The sequence below is a fragment of the Pediococcus siamensis genome, assembly GCF_047220215.1.
Taxonomy (GTDB): Bacteria; Bacillota; Bacilli; order Lactobacillales; family Lactobacillaceae; genus Pediococcus; species Pediococcus siamensis.
Map to the genome: position 1 here is coordinate 613,520 of NZ_CP178375.1, position 25,121 is coordinate 638,640.

Sequence of the window (25,121 nt, forward strand, 5' to 3'; positions counted from 1 at the left end):
GGAGATGTGTGAATGAGTCGCCAGTATCAAAATGTTGAAAAACAGTTGAATAAAATGTTAACTGATAAAATTGTGCCAGGAATTTCCTGTGCCCTGATTCACGATCAACAGGTAACAAAATTTATTGCCGGTATGGCTGCAGTCACGCCCGTGAAGCGGAAGTTACGGCCGCAGATGACGTACGATGTGGCGTCGTTGACCAAGGTGGTGGGAACTGAACTGCTGATTAGTCAGTTGGTCGAAACCGGTCAGCTAGCCTATGACCAACCAGTCATCGAAATTTTACCGCATTTCTTTGATTCGCGCGTCACGGTACGCCACTTACTGACCCACACCTCAGGCATAACGGGTTATATTCCGCATCGTAACCAACTTACCAACACACAACTGTTACGTGCCCTTTTTACGCTGCGAATTGGTTCGGATTTTAATAAAAAAGTGGTTTATTCCGATTTGAACTATATTTTTCTAGGCTTGATTGCGGAGCATCTCCTGCATGAACCGGTGCAATTAGCGATCACGCATCGTATTTTGCAACCCTTGAAATTGAACCAGTCGACGTTCCACCCAGATCCGCTAACCTGTGTGCCCACGGAATGGCAAGGGGATTCTGGGCTAGTTTGTGGTGTCGTTCACGATCCCAAGGCCCGTATCTTGGGGGCACACTGCGGATCTGCCGGCTTGTTTTCAACGTTAGATGACTTAACGAAATTTGTGCGCTGGCTGCTTAATCCGACCCAAAATCAGGCGGTCGTGCAGCCGGCCACAGTTGCCCAACTTTTTCAGAATCAAACAGCTAATCCGCAGTTGACCCGGTCATTTGGCTGGGGCTTGATTAAGCATCATGACCACTGGGTGTTGAAACACAGTGGGTTCACGGGTACCATGCTGCTGGTCGATTCAACCACCCAAAATGCGTTGGTTTTTCTTTCTAACCGCATCCATCCGACTGCTGAAAATCAAATTTATTTTACCTATCGACAGGCTGTCATTGACGCCTTTTTAGAGACTGATTGCTAAAATTAGCCGTTCTTGAAACTGAAGATGAAAGCGCTTTGGTTTTATGGTAAACTATTCGTGTAGTAGCGAAAGGAGAGATAGATTTGAGTGAACCATTATTTTTGGCTCCCGTGTTTCATGAAAAAATATGGGGTGGCAAAAAATTAGCAACTGAATTCGGATACAAAATTCCAAGTGACCAAACGGGTGAATGCTGGGCAATTTCGGCCCATCCGCACGGCCCGGCAACCGTCATCAATGGGCCTTACAAGGGGTTAACCTTGGATCAGGTTTGGGCCCAACATCGGGAAGCCTTTGGAAACGCTAAGGGAGATGTTTTCCCACTGTTAACTAAAATTTTGGATGCCAACGACGACCTGTCTGTTCAAGTTCATCCGGACGATGCGTACGCGGCTGAGCATGAACACGAATTGGGGAAGACCGAGTGCTGGTACGTGATTTCCGCTGAACCGGGGGCGGAATTATATTATGGGCACAATGCCCAAACCCGAGAAGAATTGGCCGATTGGATTAATCATGGCGAGTGGCAGAAGCTATTTCGGCGGGTACCAGTCAAAGCAGGCGAATTCTATTACGTTCCAAGCGGCACAATTCACGCACTTGGTAAAGGCATCATGGTCTTAGAGACTCAACAAAGCAGTGACACGACTTATCGGTTATATGATTTTGACCGGGTAGATAAGAAGACCGGCAAGAAACGGGAATTGCACTTGAAGCAGTCAATTGATGTCACGACGGTTCCGCATCAAGATCCACAGTTGAACGTCGAAAAAACGCAGGTTGGTGATGCTGAAGTGACGACCTATGTCAAACCGCCCGTTTCACCGCACTTCTCAGTTTACCAATGGTTACTAAAGTCTGGTTCTGCGACTTTCGAACGGCAAGCTGCACCATATACACTGGCTTCCGTATTAAAGGGGACCGGCACTTTAGAAGTGGATGGTCAAACCTACGATATCAAGAAGGGGGATCACTTTATTCTCCCGTATCAAGTTAAATCATGGACCTTAAAGGGTGACTTGCAAATTATTGCCAGTGAACCTGGTGAGGATTAACAAAAAATGCATAGAGGAGTCATGATAAAGCTCCTATCCTAAAGGCGTCAATCAAGGAAATTCTGCAAATTTCTTTGGGTCTCTGTCAAATTGTATTGGTAGAGATTTTTGAAAAGCATGTTCACTTCGGTGAATGTGCTTTTTTTGTTTACGCATAAATTAAACTGATACGAATGAAAAAGTTATGAATATTTTGAAAACCAAAACAGCTACGCTTTAACACCTTAATTTTACGATTTAGTCCTTCAATAGGACCGTTGGAATACGGATAACGACAACTATTGAGAACAGCAGGACCATTCTTTATTAAAGTTGAGATAGTAATATCCATTTGGTTGCCAGCCGCCTTGTAGTTGGCAATCAAGGTTTTAAATCCAACCGCATCTTTTTGTTGAATGGCTGTTAGAATTCCTTGATAGGTTTGATACACAGTTTTAAATTCTGGAAATTCATCTAAGGCTAGGTCAATGGCGTTCTGTTGGGTCATGTATTCGTTGATACCGTGTAAATAGATAAGTTTAGTATCATTGACCTTTTCTTCTGCCAAATGGAACAAACGCCATTGAGATTTTAGAATGCGATAAACTCGGGAATGCTTATCTTGAAAAGTATGGATCACACGTGTACGTTCGTTATCCAGTGCCCGACCGGCAAGTTGAATAATGTGGAAACGGTCAATGATGGTTATTGCCTTAGGAAATAACCGATGAATAAAGCCAGCATACTCAGCATTCATATCAACGGTGATTGTTTGAACTTTCATACGTTCTTGAACTGAATAGCGAGCTTCAAAGTAATCAATGATATCCTTACTAAGGCGATCCTTAAGAATCACAATGCGGCGATGACTAACGGCATCGCAACAGTTAAAGGACATTAGATGATTACAGGAACGGAATTCATCAAAACAAAGATTTTGGGGGAGTGTTTTAACACGATAAGCTAAGTGAATATTCGCATTTAAAATGCGTTGAACACTACTTGGTGAAATCCCACAAATCTTAGCGATTTCTTTACTGGTCAGCATATCCCGAGCCAGAACAATTACTTGATGTTTCACATTATGCGTAAAAGTTTCATTACGTTTAACGAGGTTAGTTTGAGCACCACAGGTTTTTAAACACCGTTTACATTGATATCTTTGTCGTTTTAGCTGCATCTCATAACGTCCACCTGATAAGGTTCCCAATCTTAGATGGCCAATGTGAGTTCCATTTTTGATTAGAGATTTATGGCCACAATGAGGACATTTTAAAAGTTGATAGGAAAGGATAGCGTGAACGACATGAACGTGTTGCCCATTGGGATAATGTTCCTTAGTAATCTCAGTTACAGTTAAATTAGGGTCTGTTATTTCGAATAGGCTTAGGATAGAATTAGTTAGGGACATTTGTTTTTCCTCTTTTCGATTTTATTTGGCGATTAAATCGTAACACAAAGAGGGCAAATGTCCTTTTTTTTTTCAAAATAAAAACTGGTATCAGTTATTCACCAATACCAGAAAGTGTAGACCCATTTCTTTGATTGGCTTTTTGTTTGCTAAAATATTGAAATTAAAATTCTGGATATTTGCTAATGATGATCCATAAAACTCATCACGTACATCTTATACTCCGGCAATTTCAAGCGAGCGCGTTTAGTTAATATCTTTGATGGCGTTCATCCTCGTTTTTATACCTGTTACCCCGATATCAACACCAGATAGCCATTTTTTGAGTACGGGTTTTCGATTATTTGATAATCTAAGTCCAAGAAGAAGGAGGAATGATTCATGTTAATGACTACCAAAAATTTAGTGAAAAGTTATGGCAAACACGTTGCTGTCAATAATTTGAATTTACAAATTAACCGGGGAAGCTTCACGGCCATTTTGGGGCCAAATGGTGCTGGAAAATCGACTACTATGGGGATGTTGACTGGAAACTTGACTCCTAGTTCAGGCACTATCCAATATGAACCAGGGACGAAAATTGGAATTGTATTTCAAACGAGCGTGTTAGATGCAAATTTGACGGTCCGAGAAAATTTGGAAAGCAGAGCGAAACAGTACAAAAATGTCAAACAAGATAAGATTGAAACACTGGTTGATCAACTCGGTCTTAAAGCATTTACTAGGCAAAAATATCACACACTTTCAGGGGGACAGAAGAGACGTGTAGATATTGCAAGAGCCCTTCTAAACGAACCAGACATTTTATATCTAGATGAACCTACAACTGGATTGGATATTCAAACCCGGAATGCTATTTGGCAGTTGTTGAAAGAGTTACAAGATAAGCATCAGTTAACGATTGTATTAACGACGCACTATTTGAACGAGGTCAATTCGGCAGATAGTGTCTACATTATTGACCACGGTCAAACCATTGCGCATGGGACAGCCACTACAATCAAAGAGCAATTCGCACCGAACAGATTGTTGGTAAAAACTGACGATAAAGGCTTTGAGAAAATAATTGGAAATAATGAATTTAAAAAAGATGGTGGTAATTATGAAGTTTTAGTGGATTCACCTAAAAAGGCCATCGAAATTATCGTTCGTGGTAAGGATTTAATTCAAAACTTTCAATTTTACCATGGCACAATGGACGATGCTTTCATAGCATTAACAGGAAAGGAAATCAGATAATGTTTGCATTAATAAAACGAAACCTAATACTTTATTTTAGAAATCATAGTGGTGTGGTATTTTCTTTGATGGGGGCGATGATCTCATTTATTCTTTATTTGATTTTTTTAAAAAATAGCATTCAAGCAAATTGGAAAGATATTCAAGGTGGAACCCTTCTTTTAGACCAATGGTTAATTGGCGGGACACTAGTCATTACCGGAATTACGACCACACTTGCCGGATTAACGCAGGTCGTATCTGATCGAGAATCCGATGTTTACAAAGATTTATTACAAACAGATATTGGTAATGTCCGTTTGACTTTCAGTTACCTTGCTAGTGCAAGCTTAATCGGTTTATTGATGCAAGGTACCATGTTCACCATTATGTCTGCTTATTTTAGTGTTAAGGATGGATTGTCTTTATCTAGTGAACAAATTGCGTCAGTCCTTTTATTGATGGTTTTAAACGCTATTTTATCAACCGCCATTAACGCAATCATCATAAACTTTGTAAAGAGAATGAGTAGTCTTACCAGCCTTTCTGCCATTGTGGGAACAGGTGCAGGATTTTTGGTTGGGGGACTAATTCCCGTCGGCTCTCTACCTGATTTTGCCCAAACCTTAATAAAAATTACTCCCGGAAGTTACGTAGCCGCACTCAATAGACAAATTTTAATGCAAGAACAGTTAGCTACCACTTTTGGAACAAATACCGTGATGAGAGTCAAATTTGAAAAGTTTCTAGGCGCTCGGATTGCCTGGGACGAGCTATTGACACAAAGAGAAACATTAAATATAGTGATTATAATTATGAGTATGACTGTTCTACTCGCACTTGTACCGCAGTTATTAGCTAGTAGAAAGCGTAAGAAATTAATCGCTTAAGAAAAGAAGGAAGAGAGTCATGATTCAGAGTCGCTTTAAACAAAATGAAGATATTAGCTCAGATGATCCTATTGTCATAGTTCAAGCAAAAGAACTCACTGAAGAAATAAGTCATTTAATGTCTTATATAAATCGATATCAGGGAATGTCTCCAACCCTTTTAACCGTTAAGAGCGATGATCGGATTCTCATGATTAAGCCTGCAGATATTATTTTAGTGGACATTGTGGACTCACGCTTACTGTTGACTACCCAAAATGGTGTCATCATGACAAACGATACATTACGTAACTTTTTAAAACGGATCTCAAATCCGAACTTTATTCAAATCTCAAAACATGCGGTTTTAAATATGAATCATCTTTTGTCACTTTCAGCTAGTTTTTCAGGAAATATGTCAGCAAGATTAAGTCACAACGTTAAGACAGATGTAAGTAGAAAATATGTAAAAAGTCTTATGGAAAGATTAGAGGTGTAAGGCATGTTTAAGAAAGTTGGCCGAAATATTATTAATGGCATAGGCTTCGGATCGTTTGCCTATTTGATGGTATTGTTATTTAAAATTCAGACAACGATTCCTACCACGAGAAATATTTTGAGCATACTCATAATGAGCGTTGGAATCGGATTAATTTCATTGATTTTTGAAAATGAAACGCTTGTCTTCTTGGCACAATTAGCGCTGCACCTTATCGGCACCTTGATTTTAGTAGTTGTCATGATGTTTTATAACTCATGGGTCTTGGGATCTTCGTTTTGGATAATTTTTATTTTACTGTATGTTGTGTTCTGGACAATCTCGGGTATTCAAAGGTATATGCAGGTCGAAAAGATGAATACCGCGATAAGTAGAAGACGAAAAAATATGAAATAGATTAACCATTTTTTGAAAAACAACTCATTCGTTATGCAAAACTTAAAAAAGCGATTTTTTAGCTAAATTGTGTATTACAGGCCGGCAAGTTTTATAAAACTCGCAGGCATTGTGACCTAAGAAAACGGGATTAGTACATTTCTTTGGAGCTGAATCTGCACTGGTTCAGATGAACTGAGATATTTTTCAAAATGAAAAAGCCCATCAAGTCGGTATTTATAGCTGGTTTGATGGGCTTTTTAACTTATATGCAAGATGTGAAAAATGTGTGTAGCGTTTCTGCCGTTTTACTTTTTTGATTAGAAAGTGGGTGCAATTTTTAGTGCTTGCTGCGAGCTGAGATCAGCATCCGGATATTTCTGTTGCAGCGCGGTAATCAGCAGACGTTTAGCTAGGTTGCCGTTGCGCGTCAAAATCGGACCGTGGAAGTATGAACCGTAGACGTTTTTATAAATGACGCCTTCTGTTTGGTCCTGGCCGTTATTACCATGACCACTTTCCACAACACCTAATGGTTTTTCGCCCTTACCCAGAAAGGTCATGCCGTTGTGATTTTCAAAACCGTGGTACTCTTCGTTAGTTTGCGGGTTTTTTATTGTAATATCGCCGATAAAACGGTTGTGATCCTGACTTAAGGTGTAATGATCCAAAGCCCCAATCCCGGGAATTTTTTCGCCCTGCGCGCCAACGTAGTAGTGGCCCAGAAGTTGATAGCCCCCACAAATAGCGAGGACGGGGCCGCCATCATTGATATATTTGGTCAATTCCGCTTTTTTGGAAGGAATATCCTTAGAAACAATCAGTTGTTCGTAATCTTGACCGCCACCAAAGAAAACCAAATCAAAATCGGCTGCTTTGAAAGTGTCGCCTAAACTAACAACTTTTATCTTAAGCTCGGTGTCCATTTGCTTAGCGTAATACTTTAAGGCAAGTAGGTTACCAATGTCACCATAAGTATTGAGAAGATTTCCATAGAGATGTGCCACATTTAAAGTGTATTTCAATTAAATGCCCTCCTTAATATAGCCGTCTTCAGCTAACTGTTTGCGTAATTGTATCATAGCTGTGTACGTTGCAAAAACATAAACGCGCTTAGTTGGTAAATCCTTAAACTTTTCGATTGCGTCTTGCAGACTAGGTGTCACAGTTAACCGATCCTCCGGAACACCCGCAACCTTTAGGCGGAAGGTGATGTCTTTATAACGTTCACCGCCGGTCATGAACTGTTTGATGTTCATCTTTGGCAGTTTTTCAAATTCACCATCCCAAATCCAACTCGTATCAATCCCATCAGCATAATTGGCATTCAAGAGGCCGACAAGAGAAAACGGTTCTTTTTCTGTCCCCACCATGTCAATAACTTGATTAAGACCAACCGGATTTTTAACTAACACAATGGTGATTTCTTTATCGCCAACCTGAATTTGTTCTTGGCGTCCAAAAACGCGTTCATCCGGATCATTTAATGCGGTTTGAATGTCAGCGACTGCGACACCCATAAAGCGCCCGACAGCATATGCGGCCAGGGCATTATAAACATTGTAAAGACCGCCAATGTGCAAAGTAAACGCGGTGTGGTCAATTGTAAATGCCGAAGTGGCAGGCGTGAGATTGTCGATACTTGTGAGTTGATACGTCAGTTCCGGGCGTTTAAATCCACAGTTAGGACAATAATATTTGCCCAGATTACTATAAACAATAGATTTGTAGTGGAGAATATGCTGACAGACCGGACATAAAATGCCATCCGTGTTAACCGCAGCCATCGTTTCGCCATCCGGTTGATTATTGAAACCATAATACTGAATCGGATTCGGGAGCTGCTTGGAGTTAAAAATGGAAGCATCCCCATTCGCAATGATTGTGGCCTCTGGTGCCAAAGCCACCCCGTCCAGAATTTTTTGATAAGTGGTATAAATTTCACCATAACGGTCCATTTGATCACGGAAAATGTTCGTAAAGACAAAAGCTAACGGCTTAATGTACTTGGTTACTTTAATCACATTGGCTTCGTCCACTTCCAAAACCGCAATTTGGCGACCGTTCTTGGATTTTTTGGCCGTCAAAAAGGTCGTGACAATGCCTTGTTCCATATTTGAACCACTAGGATTGGTGAGCACCTGTGGAAACTTTTGGTTTAAAACTTTCACAGTTAGCGCGGTTGTCAACGTTTTACCGTTAGTACCAGTGATGACAATCACATCGTAGTTTTTACCTAACACTTTGAGAATGTCAGGATCGATTTTAGTTGTTAACTTTCCTGGGAGAGAACTTCCACCATTTCTGAATTTGTGCAAAAACCAGTAGGCTGATTTTCCCGTGGCAATTGCGAGTGAACTTTTGAGTGACATACGACTCCTCCATAAACTTATTAAGGGCACGTGGCCGAAATCCTAAAAGTTAATTTTAAGCCCTATGCGCAAAAAAAGAAAGCAATCAGGAAAAACATTCTTGTTGCGTGGTCAAGTGAGGATTGGGAGATGAAATTTTTTTGGTTATCGGCTATACTAGATTAGAAGTAAATACAAGGGAGAAACTACTTTGGCACAGTTATTCTTTCACTATGGCGCAATGAATAGTGGTAAATCAATTGAAATTTTAAAGGTTGCTCATAATTATGAGGAGCAGCACAAATCGGTCGTCTTAATGACCAGCGGATTAGACACCCGTGAAGAGGTTGGCGAAATTGCCAGTCGCATTGGCTTACATCGAACAGCAGAACCAATCTTTGATGAAACGGATATTTATCAACGTGTTTTAGAACTTAATCCGAATGCGGCCTGCATTTTAATTGACGAGGCGCAGTTTTTAAAAAAACACCATATCATTGAATTAGCCCGCATTGTTGATGACCTGAATATTCCGGTGATGACTTTCGGTTTAAAGAATGATTTTAGAAACGAACTTTTTGAAGGCTCGAAGTATCTTTTGATTTATGCCGACAAAATTGTGGAAATGAAGACAATTTGCTGGTTCTGCAAACATAAGGCAATCATGAATTTGCGCTTTGCAGACGGTAAACCCGTGTATGAAGGTGAACAGGTCCAAATTGGTGGTAATGAGGCTTACTATCCAGTATGCCGCCGCCACTATTTGAATCCCCCTTTGGATGAAATGAGGAAAGATAAGTAATGAATGATTTTATGGACAAACTGCAATCCATTGCAGACCGCTATGATGAACTAAATGAACTTTTGGCCGATCCAGAAGTCATTGCTGATTCACAAAAATTTATGGCATTATCCAAGGAAGAGGCCAGCATTCGCGAAATAGTGGCAAAATTTCGGGAATATAAAAAGGTTGTTGACCAAATTCAGGATGATAAGGAGATGCAGCGTGAGAAACTGGATCCCGAAATGGACGAATTAGTGAAATCAGAACTGAGTACCTTAGAGAGCCAAAAAACGGATCTTGAAGAGCAGATTAAAGTTTTAATGCTGCCGAAGGATCCGAACGATGATAAAAATATTATCATGGAAATTCACGGTGCTGCTGGTGGGGATGAAGCGAGTTTATTTGCCGCTGACTTGTTTAATATGTACTCTCGCTATGCTGAAAATCAGGGTTGGAAAGTGCAAATTGTTGATGAAAACGCCACTGAAGTCGGGGGCTTTAAAGAAATTGTCCTGATGATTTCTGGTGACCGGGTTTACTCAAAGCTTAAGTATGAAAACGGCGCGCATCGGGTTCAACGGATTCCAGTTACCGAATCAGCCGGACGCGTCCACACATCCACAGCTACAGTTGGGGTGATGCCGGAAGCTGAAGACGTTGATATTGATATTGATCCTAAAGATATTCGTACCGACGTTTACCGTTCTTCTGGTGCTGGTGGTCAGCATATTAACAAGACTTCGTCAGCGGTCCGCATGACGCATTTACCGACTGGCATTGTGGTTGCGATGCAAGATGAACGTTCGCAGCAACAAAACCGGGCTAAAGCGATGCAAATCTTGAAAGCGCGGGTTTATGATTACTATCAGACTCAAGAACAAGATGCTTATGATGCAGAACGCAAGAGCGCGGTTGGTACCGGGGATCGTTCGGAGCGGATCCGGACATATAATTACCCGCAAAACCGGGTAACTGATCACCGAATTGGGTTAAGCTTAAATAAGCTCGATCGCATTATGAACGGCGAGTTAGATGAAATTATTGATGCTTTGATTCTTGATGACCAAGCTAAGAAGATGGAGCAGCTTCGTAATGAATAATCCCACGTATTTAGAGGCCCTTAACTGGGCTTTTTTGTATATTAAGCCCTTTGCAAAGGCGGGAATTGATGAAAACGGCGTAAAATTATTGCTGGCAGACATGTGCCACTGGAATAACACGCAGTTGATTCTGCATTATCGTGCTCAAATGGACGCCACGCTCTGGCAGCAATTCCAAGAAAATGTGCATCGTTATGCGGCCGGTGAGCCGGTCCAATACATTACCCAGCAGGCTACTTTTTTTGGCACCGAGCTTTATGTGGATGCGCGGGTGCTCATTCCGCGGTTTGAAACCGAAGAACTTGTAGAATGGGTGCTTCAAGACCAAGATGAGACACCCAAAACGGTTTTAGATTTAGGGACTGGTTCCGGAGCGATTGCCATTGCTTTGCAGAAACAACGGCCTAAATGGACCGTCATCGGCTCGGATATTTCCGCTGCTGCGTTACAGGTCGCACAAAAAAATGCACGCGCTAGTCAGCTACCAGTCAAATTTGAAGAAAGTGATCTTTTTAATGCGTTTCAGGACCGAACTTTCGATGTGATTGTTTCTAACCCGCCATATATTGCACGTTCCGAAGCAAAAGTGATGGATCGAAGTGTTTTGGAGCATGAACCAGATCAAGCACTGTTCGCACCAGAACAGGGGTTGGCCATTTACCGGCGCTTAAGTCAGCAATTGCCGCAATATTTAAAACCAGCTGGGGCGCTATACTGTGAATTTGGGTATCACCAGAAAGCGGCCTTGCAAGAGTTGTTTATGGATACAAGGTATCAAGTCACTTTTAAAAAGGACGTCACCGAACATGACCGTATGTTGCGCGTTAAAGTTAAACGGGAAGGGAAGTTATAGATTTGGAAACAGAAATTTATCATGCAGACACAATCAATCAAGCAGCAGAAAAAATTAAGGCCGGACAGCTGGTGGCTTTTCCAACCGAAACGGTTTACGGACTCGGTGCGGATGCCACGAATGAAGCTGCAGTGAAGAAGGTGTATGCAGCCAAGGGACGGCCGAGCGATAATCCACTGATTGTTACCGTTGCAGATGTTGCAACTGTGGAGAAGTACGCCCAGCCGTTATCGGCAAAAACCCGCCAATTAATGAAGACCTTTTGGCCAGGACCATTAACCCTGATTTTGACTTTACAGCCAGGGGCGCTTTCTAAGAGTGTTACTGGTGGTCTCAAAACGGCGGCCTTTCGCAATCCGAAAAATCAGGCGACTTTGGATTTGATCCGTCAGGCAGGCGTACCGATTGTGGGCCCGTCAGCCAATACTTCTGGGAAGCCCAGCCCAACAGAAGCTCGCCATGTTTATCATGACTTAAAAGGAAAGATTGCGGGTATTTTAGATGACGGTCCAACGCAAATTGGTGTGGAATCAACCGTTGTGGATATGTCAGGCACGATTCCCACCATTTTACGGCCAGGTGGCATTAGTGAAGAACAACTAGCAGCTGTCATTGGTGAGGTGCAATCAGACCACCACAAAGTTGGTAAAACTGAGGTACCTAAAGCACCAGGGATGAAGTACAAACACTATGCGCCTAATGCCCAGGTGTTGATTGTGGGCGATGCACAGTGGCCTGACGCGATGGCGTGGGCTAGCCAGCAATCAGGCCCGGTTGGCATCATGACGACCGAACAGATAAAAAAGGCCAACTCGCTGCCTCAAAATGGCGAGTGGTATTCCTTAGGTGAGGATGTCAAAACGGCGAGTCACCATTTATTTGCTGGATTACGGCATTTTGATACCGAAAGTTCAGTTGCATATATTTTGGCCCAGGGATTTGATAGAATAGGTCTAGGCGAAGCTTACATGAATCGTCTAGAAAAATCAGCAGGACAAAAATATTTTCAAACACCTGATAAGTAGGAGGCGTTTTAATGGATTATAAAACTGCAGACCCAGAATTATGGGATGCCATTACGCGTGAGGAAGACCGTCAGCAACATAACATCGAACTGATTGCTTCTGAAAACATCGTTTCTTCGGCCGTGCGTGCGGCGCAGGGTTCCGTGTTAACGAATAAGTATGCGGAAGGTTATCCCGGCAAACGCTATTATGGCGGTTGTCAGTATATTGACCAGGTTGAACAGCTAGCAATTGATCGTGCCAAAAAATTATTTGGCGCGGAATATGCGAATGTGCAACCTCATTCCGGTTCTCAGGCCAATGCAGCGGCATATGCGGCCTTTTTAAAACCAGGCGATAAGATCCTCGGGATGGATCTAAATGCTGGTGGACACCTTACCCACGGCGCAAAAGTTAGTTTTAGTGGCAAATTCTATCAATCCGTCAGCTATGGCATTGATTTAGAGACTGAACGCCTAAACTATGAAGCTATTCGCCAGATTGCCTTAGCCGAAAAACCGCAAATTATTGTGGCAGGAGCTTCTGCATACAGCCGTGTGATTGATTGGCAAGCCTTCCGAAGAATCGCAGACGAAGTGGGCGCTTATTTGATGGTTGATATGGCTCACATTGCTGGCCTAGTCGCAACTGGTTTGCACCCATCACCAATAGGCATTGCGGATGTAGTGACAACCACGACGCACAAAACCTTACGGGGTCCGCGCGGCGGGATGATTTTATCGCAGGCCAAGTACGCTAAAAGACTGAATTCGGCTGTTTTCCCCACAACGCAAGGGGGGCCTTTAGAGCATGTGATTGCGGCAAAAGCGGTGGCATTTGGTGAAGCTTTAAAGCCTGAGTTCAAAACTTATATGCAACAAGTTAAGGCGAATGCACAGGCAATGGCGGCCACTTTCAATGCCTCTTCCGCAGTGCGTGTGGTTTCTGGTGGCACTGATAATCATTTGATGACATTAGATCTAACCGCTACTGGTTTGAACGGTCAAGAAGTGCAAGATTTATTGGACACCATTTTTATTACTACTAATAAGGAAGCAATTCCAGATGAAAAGCGTAGTCCTTTCAAGACGAGTGGTCTGCGATTAGGAACGCCAGCAATCACCACACGTGGTTTTGACGAAGCAGATTGTATTACCGTTGCGAACCTTATTTTAGCGGCCATTGGGTATCATGATCAGCCCGATAAATTGGCGGAATTGAAGACCCAAGTATTTGCCTTAACCGCAAAACATCCTATTCAAGTAAATTAATTGGATTAGCACTAGTTTTTTTGTGTTAAGTTAGCTACAATTGATAGAGATATTGAAGGGAGAGTGTAATTCATGGGTAAGTTCCAGGTTCTTGACCATCCGTTGATTCAGCACAAGTTGACAATTATTAGAGATAAAAATTGTGGGACAAAGGTCTTTAGAGAAGTCGTAAATGAAATCTCGGAACTCATGGCATATGAAGTATCACGTGATATGCCGTTAGAGGATGTTAAGGTTGAGACGCCAATTGGTTGGACAACCAAAAAAACACTTTCAGGTAAAAAAGTGGCAATTGTACCAATTCTGCGGGCAGGCCTTGGCATGGTCGATGGAATGTTAGAGTTAATTCCAGCAGCTAAAGTTGGTCATATCGGCATGTATCGGGATGAAGAGACTTTGAAGCCTGTCGAATATTTTGTGAAGTTACCAAGTGATATTAGTGAGCGCCAGATTTTTGTGGTGGATCCGATGTTAGCAACTGGTGGTTCTGCAATTATGGCGATGGACGCTTTGAAGAAACGTGGTGCAAAGGATTTACGCTTAGTGTGCTTAGTAGCAGCTCCTCAGGGGGTAAAGGCACTGCAAGAAGCTCATCCAGATGTTGATATTTATACAGCTGCTTTGGATGAAAAGCTTAACGAGGATGGCTACATCGTGCCAGGTTTGGGTGATGCTGGTGATCGGTTGTTTGGTACTAAGTAAATGAGTTGAATAGAATTAGTGAAGAAGAAGAGAAAATGGGAACTTGTTTTTGATGAAATGGATGACGATTTTTGCTTCTTTTTTGTTTTTGAAAACTTGGATGAGTCCCCCGCAAGTTTTCGCAAAAGCAGAAAGCGCTTTAATTGAAAAAGACTGATATATCAGCCTTCAAAGGACGTTGAAAAGTAGAAAAAAATTGCCGGCTTTTTTGTGTTTTTTTTAAAATGGTGTTATTATTTCATTTGTATTTCGAATAGGCTAACGGTCTATTTATATATAATCGTTGATAGTTTAGGGGGAGGTTTTACCCACGGCTTTTCGATGATTCACTAAGGCTATGTACGAAAAGAGGTGATCTTCTGTGAGTGGAGACTCTGTTTCTACTTTCCAATTTTTGGGGCTTACTTTTAACACGACCAATATTATTTCGGGGTTACTTGCGGCAATTATTGTTTTAGTGGTTGTTTATTTGTTTTCAAGAAACCTAAAAATGAAACCAACTGGCAAACAGAACGCTTTAGAATGGCTGATTGATTTTACAAATAAAATTGTGCGTGGTTCGATAACGAACGGGGATGCGCCAAACTTTGGGTTGTATGCATTTACTTTATTTCTTTTTATTTTCGTTTCAAACCAGCTGGGCATGTTTCTCCAGATCAGTTGGAACGGAGTAACGTATGTACGGAGTCCAACTTCAGATCCAATCGTAACGTTAATGTTATCTTTGATGACCTTAATGTTGGCACATTTTTCTGGGGTCAAAAAGTTCGGGTTTAAGGGCTATTTCAAAAACTCGTATTTAACACCGTTTAAGTTTTGGCTTCCAATTAGTGTTTTTACCGAATTGATCGACTTCCTTACGTTAGGTTTACGTATTTATGGGGTTATCTTTTCTGGGGAAATGTTATTGAAAATTATCGGCGAAATGGCCTTTTCTGGTGGTATCGGCATGACAATTGCCGCAGCACCAATTGCCTTTATCTGGCAGGCCTTTTCTGTGTTCCTAGGTAGTATTCAAGCATATGTGTTTGTCACATTGACTTCGGTTTACATTTCTCAGCAAATACAATCTGAGGAATAACAAAAAGTTTAGGAGGATTTAGAATTATGGGAGCTATTGCAGCAGGAATTATTATGTTCGGAGCCGCTATCGGTGGTGGTATTGGTGATGCCCTTGTTATTTCCAAGACACTTGAAGGTATGGCACGCCAACCAGAATTATCTGGTCAATTAAGAACTACCATGTTTATCGGTGTTGGACTTGTTGAAGCTATGCCTATTATCGCTTTCGTTGTGGCATTGTTAGTTATGAACAAGTAGTCATGAATAACGAGTTACACAATAATAGGATAGAAGGAGGTGTCAATAGATGCTCTCACATTTAGTGTTGGGTGCTTCCAACTCTTTATATCTTGGTGATATGTTGTTCTACGCCATAATTTTTATTATCCTTATGTGGGTAATTAAGATTGTGGCCTGGGGCCCAGTTACAAAGATGATGCAGGAACGGGCGGATCGAATCTCAAATGATATTGATTCTGCCGAAAAGTCTCGTAAGGACGCTGAAAAGTTTGCTGCCAAACGCGAGGAAGCATTGAAGAACTCACATGCAGAAGCGGTAACGATTGTTAGCAATGCGAAGGACAGTGGTAAAAAGCAGCGTGAACAAATCGTAGCCAGTGCCCAACAAGAAGCACAATCACTCAAGCAAAATGCTCAAAAAGACATTGAACAAGAGCGAAAAGATGCACTTCAAGGTGCTCAAAATGATGTGGCTAGTTTATCTATTGAAATTGCTTCTAAGATCATTCAAAAAGAATTAAATGCGCAGGATCAAAAACAGTTAATCGATTCTTATATTGAAGGGTTGGGGAAGCAAAATGAGTCTAGATAAAATGACGATTGCGAAACGCTATTCAAAGGCTCTTTTTGATTTAGCTGTTGAAAAGGACCAGCTTGAATCGGTTTATGCGGATTTGCAACAACTCAAACAGATCTTTAATGATGTCCCGGATCTAAACCGGGTATTAACAGATGTTCGTTTGAAGGACAACCAAAAACAGGCAATTGTTGATAATCTGAAGAAAGACGCATCAAGCTATGTCCAAAATTTGATTCAAATGGTTTACGACTACGGACGGATAGCAAACATTGTGGATATTATCGACCAGTTTATGGTTTTGTACGATGGCTACAATCACATTGCTTATGCGGAAGTAGCGACTGCGATTGAACTTGATTCAGATCAAAAGAAACGATTAGCAGATGAATTTGCTAAGCGAATCGGAGCACAAAAAGTGATCATAAATAGCCGTCTTGATCCAAGTATCATTGGTGGTGCGGTCCTGAAGTCAAATGGATTTATTTACGATGGCAGTATTCGCACCAAAATGGCCAAGATTAAGAAAATGCTACTTAAATGAGATTTTGTAAAGAGGTGAAACTTTTATGAGCATTAAATCTGAGGAAATCAGTGCTCTAATTAAACAACAATTAGAAGGCTATCAAGACGAGCTTAATGTTGAAGAAACAGGTACCGTTACATATGTTGGTGATGGTATTGCCCGTGCCCATGGCTTAGATAATGCTCTTGCTGGTGAACTTCTCGAATTCTCTAATGGTGTCTACGGAATGGTTCAAAACCTTGAATCAAATGACGTCGGGATTGTTGTCTTAGGTAACTATGATGATATTCGTGAAGGTGACACGGTTAAGAGAACCGGACGTATCATGGAAGTTCCAGTTGGAGAAGCCTTAATCGGTCGGGTTGTCAATACACTTGGCCAACCAATCGATGGAAAAGGCGAAATTAAGACTGACCATACCCGCCCCGTAGAGCGTAAAGCTCCCGGAGTTATGGAACGTCAATCAGTTAGTGAGCCCCTTCAAACCGGGATCAAAGCGATTGACGCGTTAGTTCCAATTGGTCGTGGTCAACGTGAGTTAATTATTGGTGACCGTAAAACAGGTAAAACGTCCCTGGCCATTGATACAATTTTGAATCAAAAAGATCAAAATATTATCTGTATCTATGTGGCAATTGGTCAAAAGGAATCAACGGTTCGAACACAGGTCGAAACACTCGAAAAGTTTGGTGCAATGGATTACACCATCGTTTTAAGTGCGGGACCTTCTGAGCCAGCCCCAATGCTATACTTGGCACCCTATGCCGGTGCAGCAATGGGCGAGGAGTTCATGTTTAACGGCAAGCATGTTTTGATTGTCTATGATGATTTATCAAAACAGGCCGATGCTTATCGTGAGCTTTCCTTGATTTTGAGACGTCCGCCTGGTCGTGAAGCCTACCCAGGTGATATCTTCTATACACATTCCCGTTTACTGGAACGTGCAGCGAAGTTGAGTGATAAACTTGGTGCAGGCTCAATGACGGCGTTACCTTTCGTTGAAACAAAAGCAGGTGACATTGCCGCTTATATTCCAACGAACGTTATTTCAATTACCGATGGTCAGATTTTCTTGGATAGTGATTTATTCTATTCAGGAACACGTCCAGCGATTGATGCCGGATCTTCCGTCTCACGTGTTGGTGGCGATGCGCAAATCAAAGCGATGAAGCGAGTTGCTGGTACCTTACGTTTGGATCTTGCTTCTTATCGTGAATTGGAATCATTTGCTCAATTTGGTTCTGATTTGGATGATGCCACTAAAGCGAAGTTAGCTCGTGGGACAAGAACCGTCGAAGTTTTGAAACAACCATTGCACAAACCACTTGCTGTTGAACATCAAGTCTTAATTTTATATGCCTTAACGCACGGGTTCTTGGATAAAGTTGCCGTGGATGATGTCTTGCGTTTCCAAGATGAACTATTTGACTATGTCGATGGTTCTCATGCTGATTTGCTTGAGGTTATCCGTAAGACCGGTGATTTACCAGACACCGACAAGTTGGATGCTGCGATTCAAGAATTTGCAGATCAATTCCAACCTACAGAAGCTGACGCAAGTGCACCAGCTTCCAAATAAAATATTGTTTTGATGGATAGAAAGTGGTGAGAAAAAATGGCAGCTTCAGAACAAGACGTTCTCAGACGAATTAACTCTACTAAGAAGACCAGTCAGATTACCACTGCGATGCAAATGGTTTCGACCGCTAAATTAAGTCAAATTCAAAAACACACCTTTGGCTATCAGGTTTATGCTGAAAAAGTTGAAAGCATTGTCGCTCATCTTGCCAAGTCGCATTTGATCAGTGAAAATGCAACTGGCGACGTGAGTGAAAGTGACAACACGGAGAATATTTCCGCAACTGATTTGCTTCAGCAGCGACCGGTCAAAAAGGTTGGTTACTTGGTTATTACGTCTGACCGTGGATTGGTAGGAAGTTATAACAGTTCGGTTCTAAAACAGACTGAGGACTTTATTCAATCAACGGGTCATTCGGCCGAAGATAGTGTCATTTTGGCTGTTGGTGGTACCGGCGCTGATTTTTATAAAGCACGTGATATGAACGTGGTTTATGAATATCGGGGTGTGAGTGATGTTCCGACCTTTAATGAGGTGCGGGAAATTGTTCAAACGGCCACTTCAATGTATTCAAACCAAGTTTTTGATGAACTTTATGTTTGCTACAACCATTTTGTAAATCGCTTAACAAATAGATTTCATTCGATTAAAATGTTGCCAATCAGCGATGCTTTGGTCAAGAGTCAGGATGAGAAAAAAGAACAGGGTGAAAAGGAATTAATGCCCGAGTACGAGACTGAGCCTTCCGAGGCGGTCTTGTTACAGGCAATTTTACCCCAATACGCTGAAAGTCTCGTATATGGCGCAATTTTAGATGCTAAAACAGCTGAACATGCGTCAAGTTCTACGGCGATGCAGACCGCTTCTGACAATGCCAAGGATCTTATTTCATCGCTGCAATTGCAATATAACCGAGCACGTCAAAGTGCGATTACCACTGAGATTACCGAAATTACCGGTGGTCAAGCGGCACAAGAATAAATTTAGATGGGAGGAATTAACAAATAATGAGTACTGGTAAAGTTGTCCAAGTTATCGGACCTGTTGTTGATGTTGAATTTCCTCTGGATGGTAATTTACCTGATATTAATAATGCTTTAAAAATCAAAAAACCAGATGGCAGTGTGTTAGTTGTCGAAGTTGCGCTTGAACTTGGTGATGGTGTGGTCCGGACGATTGCTATGGATGGTACAGATGGTTTACAACGGGGATTGGAAGTTGAAGATACTGGTTCTTCAATTACAGTGCCTGTTGGCGATAAAACATTAGGTCGGGTTTTCAACGTCCTTGGAGAAACAATTGATAATGGTGAAGAATTTGGACCCGATGTTAAACGGAACCCAATTCATCGTGATCCGCCTAAGTATGATGACTTAAACCCCAGCATGGAGATTTTGGAAACAGGTATTAAAGTTATTGATTTACTTGCGCCTTATATCCGTGGTGGTAAAGTCGGACTATTCGGTGGTGCCGGTGTTGGGAAGACCGTTTTAATTCAGGAATTAATTCACAATATTGCACAGGAACACAATGGTATTTCCGTATTCACAGGTGTTGGTGAACGAACACGTGAAGGAAACGATTTGTATTTTGAAATGAAGGCCTCGGGTGTTCTCGAGAAAACGGCCATGGTGTATGGTCAGATGAACGAGCCGCCTGGTGCTCGTATGCGGGTTGCTCTGACTGGGTTAACATTAGCGGAATACTTCCGTGATGTTGAAGGGCAGGATGTGTTGTTATTTATTGATAATATCTTCCGCTTTACCCAAGCTGGGTCAGAAGTATCCGCGTTGCTTGGCCGAATTCCTTCAGCCGTAGGTTATCAACCAACCTTGGCTACTGAAATGGGTCAGTTACAGGAACGAATTACGTCTACCAAGAAGGGTTCAATTACATCGATTCAGGCCGTTTATGTGCCTGCCGATGATTATACTGACCCTGCGCCTGCAACAACTTTCGCTCACTTGGATGCCACAACTAACTTGGAACGTAGCTTAACGCAACAAGGGATTTATCCCGCTGTTGATCCTTTAGCTTCAACTTCAAGTGCCTTGGATCCTGCTGTCGTGGGTGAGGAACACTATAAAGTGGCAACTGATGTGCAGCATGTTTTGCAACGTTATCGTGAACTTCAGGATATCATTTCTATCTTAGGGATGGATGAATTATCCGATGAAGAAAAAACGGTTGTGGCACGCGCACGACGAATTCAATTCTTCTTATCACAGAACTTCTCTGTTGCCGAACAGTTTACTGGTCAACCTGGTTCTTATGTGCCGGTTGAAGAAACCGTTAAAGGCTTCAAAGAAATTCTTGAAGGTAAGTATGATGATTTACCTGAAGATGCTTTCCGTCAAGTTGGGGGCATTGAAGAGGTTGTTGAAAAAGCAAAGAAATTAACTAGCGCCGCAAGTAAATAAGGGAGGGGTTCTAATTGGCTGATAAATCAGTATTAACCGTTAGTATCGTAACTCCTGATGGGCAGGTCTATGATGGCACTTCCACAATGCTGGTTGTGAAAACAAGAGATGGCCAATTAGGAATTATGCCTAACCATGTCCCTATTATTGCGTCGTTAGCAATTGACGAAGTACGGATTCAACATGAAGATTCAGGTGCAAATGAAGATGCAGTTGCCGTCAACGGTGGTTTTGTGGAATTTTCTAACAACACTGCAACTATCGTGGCGGATACAGCAGAAAATGAGTCTGATATTGATGTCGCACGTGCTGAAAATGCACGTAAACGCGCGCAAGAGACAATTCGTAAAGCCCAAGAAGCGCATGATAATTCCACGCTACGACGGGCGCAAATTTCCTTACGACGAGCGATCAACCGGATTAATGTGGCTAAGCATTAGTTCAGTGTTTAAAAGCTAAAATGAGAAGGCTTCAAGGCAAGCAATTGCTTTGAGGCCTTTTTTTGGTTTTGAAAGAGAATTGTTCGCATGGGACCTCCCCCCAATCCGGTGTAACGTCCAATTGATACGCATCAGATATTTAGTAATTTCTAAAAGTGAGAATCAAACGCGCTATTTTTTAGTGAGTATGATACCATTGTAGTAAATCTTGATTTATTAAGAGGCTTTTATGAATTTACTAGGAATCCAAGCATTACTTACTTTAATTTGTTATTTCTTTTTTATTTTCATTTCTTTTTGGGCCATTCAAGGCATCCATTTAGAAAGATTGATCCGAGTCAACAATCCCAACCAGTTTAAGACGCTGATTGTGTTGCTTTCCATTGGATTGGGTTATTTAAGCAGTTCATTTTTCTTAGAGTTGATCAATAACATTCGTAATTTAGGATATTTATTAAAATAGTTGGAGGTTTCGTTCGTGGATAAAATTATTGTTAAGGGCGGTAATCGATTAAAAGGTGTTGTTAAAATTGAAGGCGCAAAAAATGCGGTTTTGCCGATTCTAGCGGCAGGAATTCTGGCGAGCGAAGGACAATTAGAACTGAGTAATGTGCCGATTTTGTCCGACGTTTACACAATGAATAACGTCCTCCGTTTTTTAAACGTTGATGTAGAATTTCTTGAAGCTGAACATGAAATCAAAATGGATGCGACCAAACAAATTTCGACCGAAGCACCTTTTGAGTATGTTTCTAAAATGCGGGCATCGGTTGTGGTCATGGGGCCATTACTAGCGCGGACGGGGCATGCTAAAGTCGCAATGCCAGGAGGATGTGCCATTGGCTCACGACCAATTGATTTGCATTTGAAGGGGCTAACCGCGCTTGGCGCCCACATTACCCAACACGACGGATACATAGAAGCCAGTGCACGCAAATTAGTGGGGACTAATATTTATCTGGACTTTCCGAGTGTTGGGGCGACCCAAAACATTATGATGGCAGCGACGTTAGCACAAGGCACAACGATTATCGAAAATGCGGCTTGCGAACCAGAAATTGTGGATTTAGCGATGATTCTCAATAAAATGGGCGCCCGCGTCACAGGTGCTGGTACTGAGACGTTACGGATTGTTGGAGTAGCCAAATTGCATGGGACTAGTCACGCAGTTGTCCAGGACCGGATTGAAGCCGGTACATTTATGGTCGCGGCGGCTGCGACACAAGGGGACGTACTCATCCAGGATGCCATTTCAGAACACAACAAACCATTAATTTCAAAAATGCGCGAAATGGGTGTTCAAGTGATTGATGGGGATGACGGGATTCGGGTGATTGGCCCGAAGCAACTAAAACCAGTGGCCGTGAAAACACTGCCACATCCCGGGTTTCCAACTGACATGCAACCTCAAATGTCGGTGCTCCAGCTCTTGGCAAAGGGGACCAGTACCTTAACGGAAACGGTGTTTGAAAATCGATTCATGCACTTGGAAGAATTACGACGAATGAATGCACATTACACCATTGAAGGTTCTTCAGTGGTTATGAGCGGACCGACTAATTTTAGCGGTGCAGAAGTTGCGGCTACCGATTTACGTGCGGGGGCGGCACTAGTGATTGCGGGCTTAGTGGCTAAGGGATATACGCAAGTGACAAACTTGAAGTATTTGGATCGTGGCTACTACAATTTCCACGGTAAATTAGGCGCACTAGGTGCAGAAATTAAACGGGTTTCTGAAGGCAGTACGACTGTGACAATCAAAAACTAGGGCACATTCGGCGAGCTAATTGGCACCTGCACATGAACATCTAAATAAATGGTTGATTAACAAGGGGACAATCCGCTTTTAATTAACCATTTATTTTTTATTAACATTCTGTTTGAGACCGGATTCGTACTTTAAGTGGTAATTTGTGATGTGCTATAATAGGCTGTTAGATTGAATCGGGAGAAGAGGTGGAAAACGGTGAAAAAAATTTTATTAGGACTGGTAAAGCTTTATCAGAAGGTCATCTCGCCCCTATTTCCACCGAGTTGCCGTTATTATCCGACGTGTTCCAATTACATGGTCGGGGCGCTAAAAAAACATGGGGCGTTGAAGGGAACGTTAATGGGAACCGCCCGCATATTGAGATGTAATCCGTTTGTGAAGGGCGGATATGATCCGGTTCCTGATTATTTTACGTTAAAGCGTAATCCTCATCCTGACGAGAAAATATTAAACTAAAAAATTTTGGAGGAAATCATGGCAAAAAAACAGCAGAGCGTTAAGGTGCAACTGGTTGAAAAAGAGGTTGGTGGACAAACCATTCAACAGCTTTACATTGCCAAAAATTTGATTGGTGAAGTGACACCCCAAAACAAAGAGTTCGCCACCCATTTAATTGGGGGTGGCGATTTTACAGCGAAGACCCTAGATGATGCGGTCGAATGGCTGTTACAGGAGTATAACCTTCATCAATAAACGTGCACGCAGCTAAGGAAGGAATTTTATTTTGAATAACGATTCACGAGTGAGAAGACGGGAAGGAGATTCCCGAATTGATTACGGTATTATTTTTTCGGTATTAATGTTAGCCTTGATTGGCTTGGCTTCTATTTATGTGGCGGCTAGTCATGATACTGGCGGTGTAAACGTGATTCACCAGGTAATGTCACAATTGATCTGGTATGGACTCGGCACGGTGGCAGTCGTGGTTATCATGCAATTTGATTCCGAACAGCTATGGAGAGTTGCACCGTATGCTTACTGGTTGGGAATATTTCTATTAGTTGCGGTATTGTTTTTTTACAGTAGAAATTACGCGGCTAGTTCCGGTGCCAAGAGTTGGTTTGCAATTGGTAATTCCTTTACTTTTCAGCCTTCAGAGGTGATGAAGCCAGCTTATATTTTGATGATGTCCAAAGTGATTGCTGACTATAATGCCCAGCACCCACGCCATACCATGCGTTCCGACTGGCGATTGATTGGTGAGATGATCCTTTGGACACTGCCAATTCCAGTGCTGTTACTCTTGCAACATGATTTCGGGACAATGCTGGTCTTCATCGCAATTTTTGCGGGTCTGTTAATCGTTTCAGGGATAACTTGGCGAATTCTCTTACCGGGGTTTGTTACCGCAATTGTTTTGGCCAGCAGCACACTGATGCTGGTCGTGAGTGATTGGGGACGGAATCTGCTTTCACACATTGGTTTTGAAAGTTATCAGTTTGCCCGAATCGATACTTGGCTGCACCCGTCTTCTGATACAACCAACCAGGGATATCAATTATGGCAAAGTATCAAAGCGATTGGCTCTGGTGAAATTTTTGGCAAAGGGTTTAATACGTCGAATGTCTACGTGCCGGTCCGTGAATCAGATATGATTTTCTCCGTGGTGGGGGAAAACTTCGGATTTGTGGGAAGTGCGGTTTTAATTTTGCTATACATGTTGCTTATTTATCAAATGATTCGCGTTACCTTTGATACCAAAAATGCCTTTTATGCGTATATTGCATCCGGAACGATTATGATGATCCTCTTTCATGTGTTTGAAAACATTGGTATGAACATTGGGTTATTGCCACTAACGGGGATCCCGTTGCCCTTTGTCAGTCAAGGGGGGTCCGCATTGATCGGAAATATGATTGGGATCGGGCTGATTATGTCGATGAGATTCCATCATGATTCGTATAGTCAATTACAAAGAACAGATTTTTAACTAAAAAGTTTGGTTTAGTGGTTGACAGGCATTCTGAGAATGGGTATACTGCTTTTAACAGCTAAACATTAAAACAAGATGAGTA

28 protein-coding genes are annotated in these 25,121 nt (G+C 42.0%); 25 read left to right on the forward strand and 3 right to left on the reverse strand.

The window, feature by feature from the left end; translation table 11 throughout:
* The first annotated feature begins 12 nt into the window (after nt 1-12).
* Both ACLJJ6_RS02920 and manA read left to right on the forward strand, forming a co-directional pair.
* Entirely contained in the window at nt 13-1,020 is a 1,008-nt protein-coding gene (locus ACLJJ6_RS02920) for a serine hydrolase domain-containing protein (RefSeq protein ID WP_412989949.1), read from the forward strand.
* An 83-nt stretch (nt 1,021-1,103) separates the two neighbouring features.
* Nucleotides 1,104-2,075 (forward strand): mannose-6-phosphate isomerase, class I, encoded by a 972-nt coding sequence (manA, locus tag ACLJJ6_RS02925; protein WP_412989950.1) that lies wholly within the window; start codon nt 1,104-1,106, stop codon nt 2,073-2,075.
* Nucleotides 2,076-2,223: 148 nt separating this feature from the next.
* On the opposite strand, the gene ACLJJ6_RS02930 is transcribed toward manA, so the two are convergent.
* Nucleotides 2,224-3,465 (reverse strand): ISL3 family transposase, encoded by a 1,242-nt coding sequence (locus ACLJJ6_RS02930; protein WP_412988180.1) that lies wholly within the window; start codon nt 3,463-3,465, stop codon nt 2,224-2,226.
* A gap of 381 nt (nt 3,466-3,846) precedes the next feature.
* Here ACLJJ6_RS02930 and ACLJJ6_RS02935 point away from each other — a divergent pair, with 381 nt between their 5' ends.
* Genes ACLJJ6_RS02935 through ACLJJ6_RS02950 form a run of 4 tightly spaced genes read left to right on the forward strand, consistent with a single transcriptional unit; the run spans nt 3,847 to nt 6,447 of the window.
* Entirely contained in the window at nt 3,847-4,704 is an 858-nt protein-coding gene (locus ACLJJ6_RS02935; RefSeq protein WP_412989951.1) for an ABC transporter ATP-binding protein, read from the forward strand.
* Nucleotides 4,704-5,573 (forward strand): ABC transporter permease, encoded by an 870-nt coding sequence (locus ACLJJ6_RS02940; protein WP_412989952.1) that lies wholly within the window; start codon nt 4,704-4,706, stop codon nt 5,571-5,573. The genes ACLJJ6_RS02935 and ACLJJ6_RS02940 overlap by 1 nt, the downstream gene beginning before the upstream one ends.
* A 19-nt stretch (nt 5,574-5,592) precedes the next feature.
* Entirely contained in the window at nt 5,593-6,051 is a 459-nt protein-coding gene (locus ACLJJ6_RS02945) for a LytTR family DNA-binding domain-containing protein (RefSeq protein ID WP_412989953.1), read from the forward strand.
* Between the two features lie 3 nt (nt 6,052-6,054).
* Nucleotides 6,055-6,447 carry a DUF3021 domain-containing protein gene (locus tag ACLJJ6_RS02950; protein WP_412989954.1) on the forward strand — a complete coding sequence of 131 codons (393 nt, stop codon included), beginning with the start codon at nt 6,055-6,057 and terminating at the stop codon, nt 6,445-6,447.
* A gap of 299 nt (nt 6,448-6,746) precedes the next feature.
* On the opposite strand, the gene ACLJJ6_RS02955 is transcribed toward ACLJJ6_RS02950, so the two are convergent.
* Both ACLJJ6_RS02955 and ACLJJ6_RS02960 read right to left on the reverse strand, forming a co-directional pair.
* A complete protein-coding gene (locus ACLJJ6_RS02955) occupies nt 6,747-7,451 on the reverse strand; it encodes a type 1 glutamine amidotransferase (RefSeq protein ID WP_412989955.1) in 705 nt (234 codons plus the stop codon).
* Nucleotides 7,452-8,798: a MurT ligase domain-containing protein gene (locus tag ACLJJ6_RS02960; RefSeq protein WP_412989956.1), complete on the reverse strand. Its 1,347-nt coding sequence runs from the start codon at nt 8,796-8,798 to the stop codon at nt 7,452-7,454.
* A gap of 190 nt (nt 8,799-8,988) precedes the next feature.
* On the opposite strand from ACLJJ6_RS02960, the gene ACLJJ6_RS02965 reads away from it, so the two are divergent.
* The 19 genes from ACLJJ6_RS02965 to ACLJJ6_RS03055 all read left to right on the forward strand — a co-directional run bounded on the left by ACLJJ6_RS02965 (nt 8,989) and on the right by ACLJJ6_RS03055 (nt 25,036).
* Nucleotides 8,989-9,579, forward strand: a complete 591-nt coding sequence (locus ACLJJ6_RS02965) for a thymidine kinase (protein ID WP_412989957.1) — start codon at nt 8,989-8,991, stop codon at nt 9,577-9,579.
* A complete protein-coding gene (gene prfA / locus ACLJJ6_RS02970) occupies nt 9,579-10,661 on the forward strand; it encodes a peptide chain release factor 1 (protein ID WP_412989958.1) in 1,083 nt (360 codons plus the stop codon). The genes ACLJJ6_RS02965 and prfA overlap by 1 nt, the downstream gene beginning before the upstream one ends.
* Nucleotides 10,654-11,514 (forward strand): peptide chain release factor N(5)-glutamine methyltransferase, encoded by an 861-nt coding sequence (gene prmC / locus ACLJJ6_RS02975; RefSeq protein WP_412989959.1) that lies wholly within the window; start codon nt 10,654-10,656, stop codon nt 11,512-11,514. The genes prfA and prmC overlap by 8 nt, the downstream gene beginning before the upstream one ends.
* Before the next feature lie 2 nt (nt 11,515-11,516).
* A complete protein-coding gene (locus ACLJJ6_RS02980; RefSeq protein WP_412989960.1) occupies nt 11,517-12,539 on the forward strand; it encodes an L-threonylcarbamoyladenylate synthase in 1,023 nt (340 codons plus the stop codon).
* Between the two features lie 11 nt (nt 12,540-12,550).
* Nucleotides 12,551-13,789: a serine hydroxymethyltransferase gene (gene glyA / locus ACLJJ6_RS02985; protein ID WP_412989961.1), complete on the forward strand. Its 1,239-nt coding sequence runs from the start codon at nt 12,551-12,553 to the stop codon at nt 13,787-13,789.
* 72 nt (nt 13,790-13,861) lie between these two features.
* Nucleotides 13,862-14,491 (forward strand): uracil phosphoribosyltransferase, encoded by a 630-nt coding sequence (gene upp / locus ACLJJ6_RS02990; protein WP_057807265.1) that lies wholly within the window; start codon nt 13,862-13,864, stop codon nt 14,489-14,491.
* A 361-nt stretch (nt 14,492-14,852) separates the two neighbouring features.
* Nucleotides 14,853-15,572, forward strand: a complete 720-nt coding sequence (atpB, locus tag ACLJJ6_RS02995; RefSeq protein WP_412989962.1) for a F0F1 ATP synthase subunit A — start codon at nt 14,853-14,855, stop codon at nt 15,570-15,572.
* A 26-nt stretch (nt 15,573-15,598) separates the two neighbouring features.
* Complete coding sequence (gene atpE / locus ACLJJ6_RS03000) at nt 15,599-15,811, forward strand: F0F1 ATP synthase subunit C (RefSeq protein ID WP_057807270.1); 213 nt, start codon at nt 15,599-15,601, stop codon at nt 15,809-15,811.
* 49 nt (nt 15,812-15,860) lie between these two features.
* Nucleotides 15,861-16,385 carry a F0F1 ATP synthase subunit B gene (gene atpF, locus ACLJJ6_RS03005; protein WP_412989963.1) on the forward strand — a complete coding sequence of 175 codons (525 nt, stop codon included), beginning with the start codon at nt 15,861-15,863 and terminating at the stop codon, nt 16,383-16,385.
* Nucleotides 16,372-16,914 carry an ATP synthase F1 subunit delta gene (gene atpH, locus ACLJJ6_RS03010; protein WP_412989964.1) on the forward strand — a complete coding sequence of 181 codons (543 nt, stop codon included), beginning with the start codon at nt 16,372-16,374 and terminating at the stop codon, nt 16,912-16,914. The genes atpF and atpH overlap by 14 nt, the downstream gene beginning before the upstream one ends.
* Nucleotides 16,915-16,939: 25 nt before the next feature.
* Nucleotides 16,940-18,475 (forward strand): F0F1 ATP synthase subunit alpha, encoded by a 1,536-nt coding sequence (atpA, locus tag ACLJJ6_RS03015; RefSeq protein WP_412989965.1) that lies wholly within the window; start codon nt 16,940-16,942, stop codon nt 18,473-18,475.
* A gap of 36 nt (nt 18,476-18,511) precedes the next feature.
* Complete coding sequence (locus ACLJJ6_RS03020; RefSeq protein ID WP_412989966.1) at nt 18,512-19,456, forward strand: F0F1 ATP synthase subunit gamma; 945 nt, start codon at nt 18,512-18,514, stop codon at nt 19,454-19,456.
* Between the two features lie 26 nt (nt 19,457-19,482).
* Complete coding sequence (atpD, locus tag ACLJJ6_RS03025; RefSeq protein WP_412989967.1) at nt 19,483-20,895, forward strand: F0F1 ATP synthase subunit beta; 1,413 nt, start codon at nt 19,483-19,485, stop codon at nt 20,893-20,895.
* Between the two features lie 14 nt (nt 20,896-20,909).
* Entirely contained in the window at nt 20,910-21,335 is a 426-nt protein-coding gene (locus tag ACLJJ6_RS03030) for a F0F1 ATP synthase subunit epsilon (protein WP_412989968.1), read from the forward strand.
* A 229-nt stretch (nt 21,336-21,564) separates the two neighbouring features.
* Complete coding sequence (locus ACLJJ6_RS03035) at nt 21,565-21,798, forward strand: DUF1146 family protein (protein ID WP_412989969.1); 234 nt, start codon at nt 21,565-21,567, stop codon at nt 21,796-21,798.
* Nucleotides 21,799-21,813: 15 nt separating this feature from the next.
* A complete protein-coding gene (murA, locus tag ACLJJ6_RS03040; protein WP_412989970.1) occupies nt 21,814-23,103 on the forward strand; it encodes a UDP-N-acetylglucosamine 1-carboxyvinyltransferase in 1,290 nt (429 codons plus the stop codon).
* A 198-nt stretch (nt 23,104-23,301) separates the two neighbouring features.
* Nucleotides 23,302-23,562, forward strand: a complete 261-nt coding sequence (gene yidD, locus ACLJJ6_RS03045; protein WP_412989971.1) for a membrane protein insertion efficiency factor YidD — start codon at nt 23,302-23,304, stop codon at nt 23,560-23,562.
* Nucleotides 23,563-23,580: 18 nt separating this feature from the next.
* Nucleotides 23,581-23,799, forward strand: a complete 219-nt coding sequence (locus ACLJJ6_RS03050) for a DUF2969 domain-containing protein (protein WP_412989972.1) — start codon at nt 23,581-23,583, stop codon at nt 23,797-23,799.
* Nucleotides 23,800-23,827: 28 nt separating this feature from the next.
* Complete coding sequence (locus ACLJJ6_RS03055) at nt 23,828-25,036, forward strand: FtsW/RodA/SpoVE family cell cycle protein (protein ID WP_412990419.1); 1,209 nt, start codon at nt 23,828-23,830, stop codon at nt 25,034-25,036.
* Nucleotides 25,037-25,121: the final 85 nt, after the last annotated feature.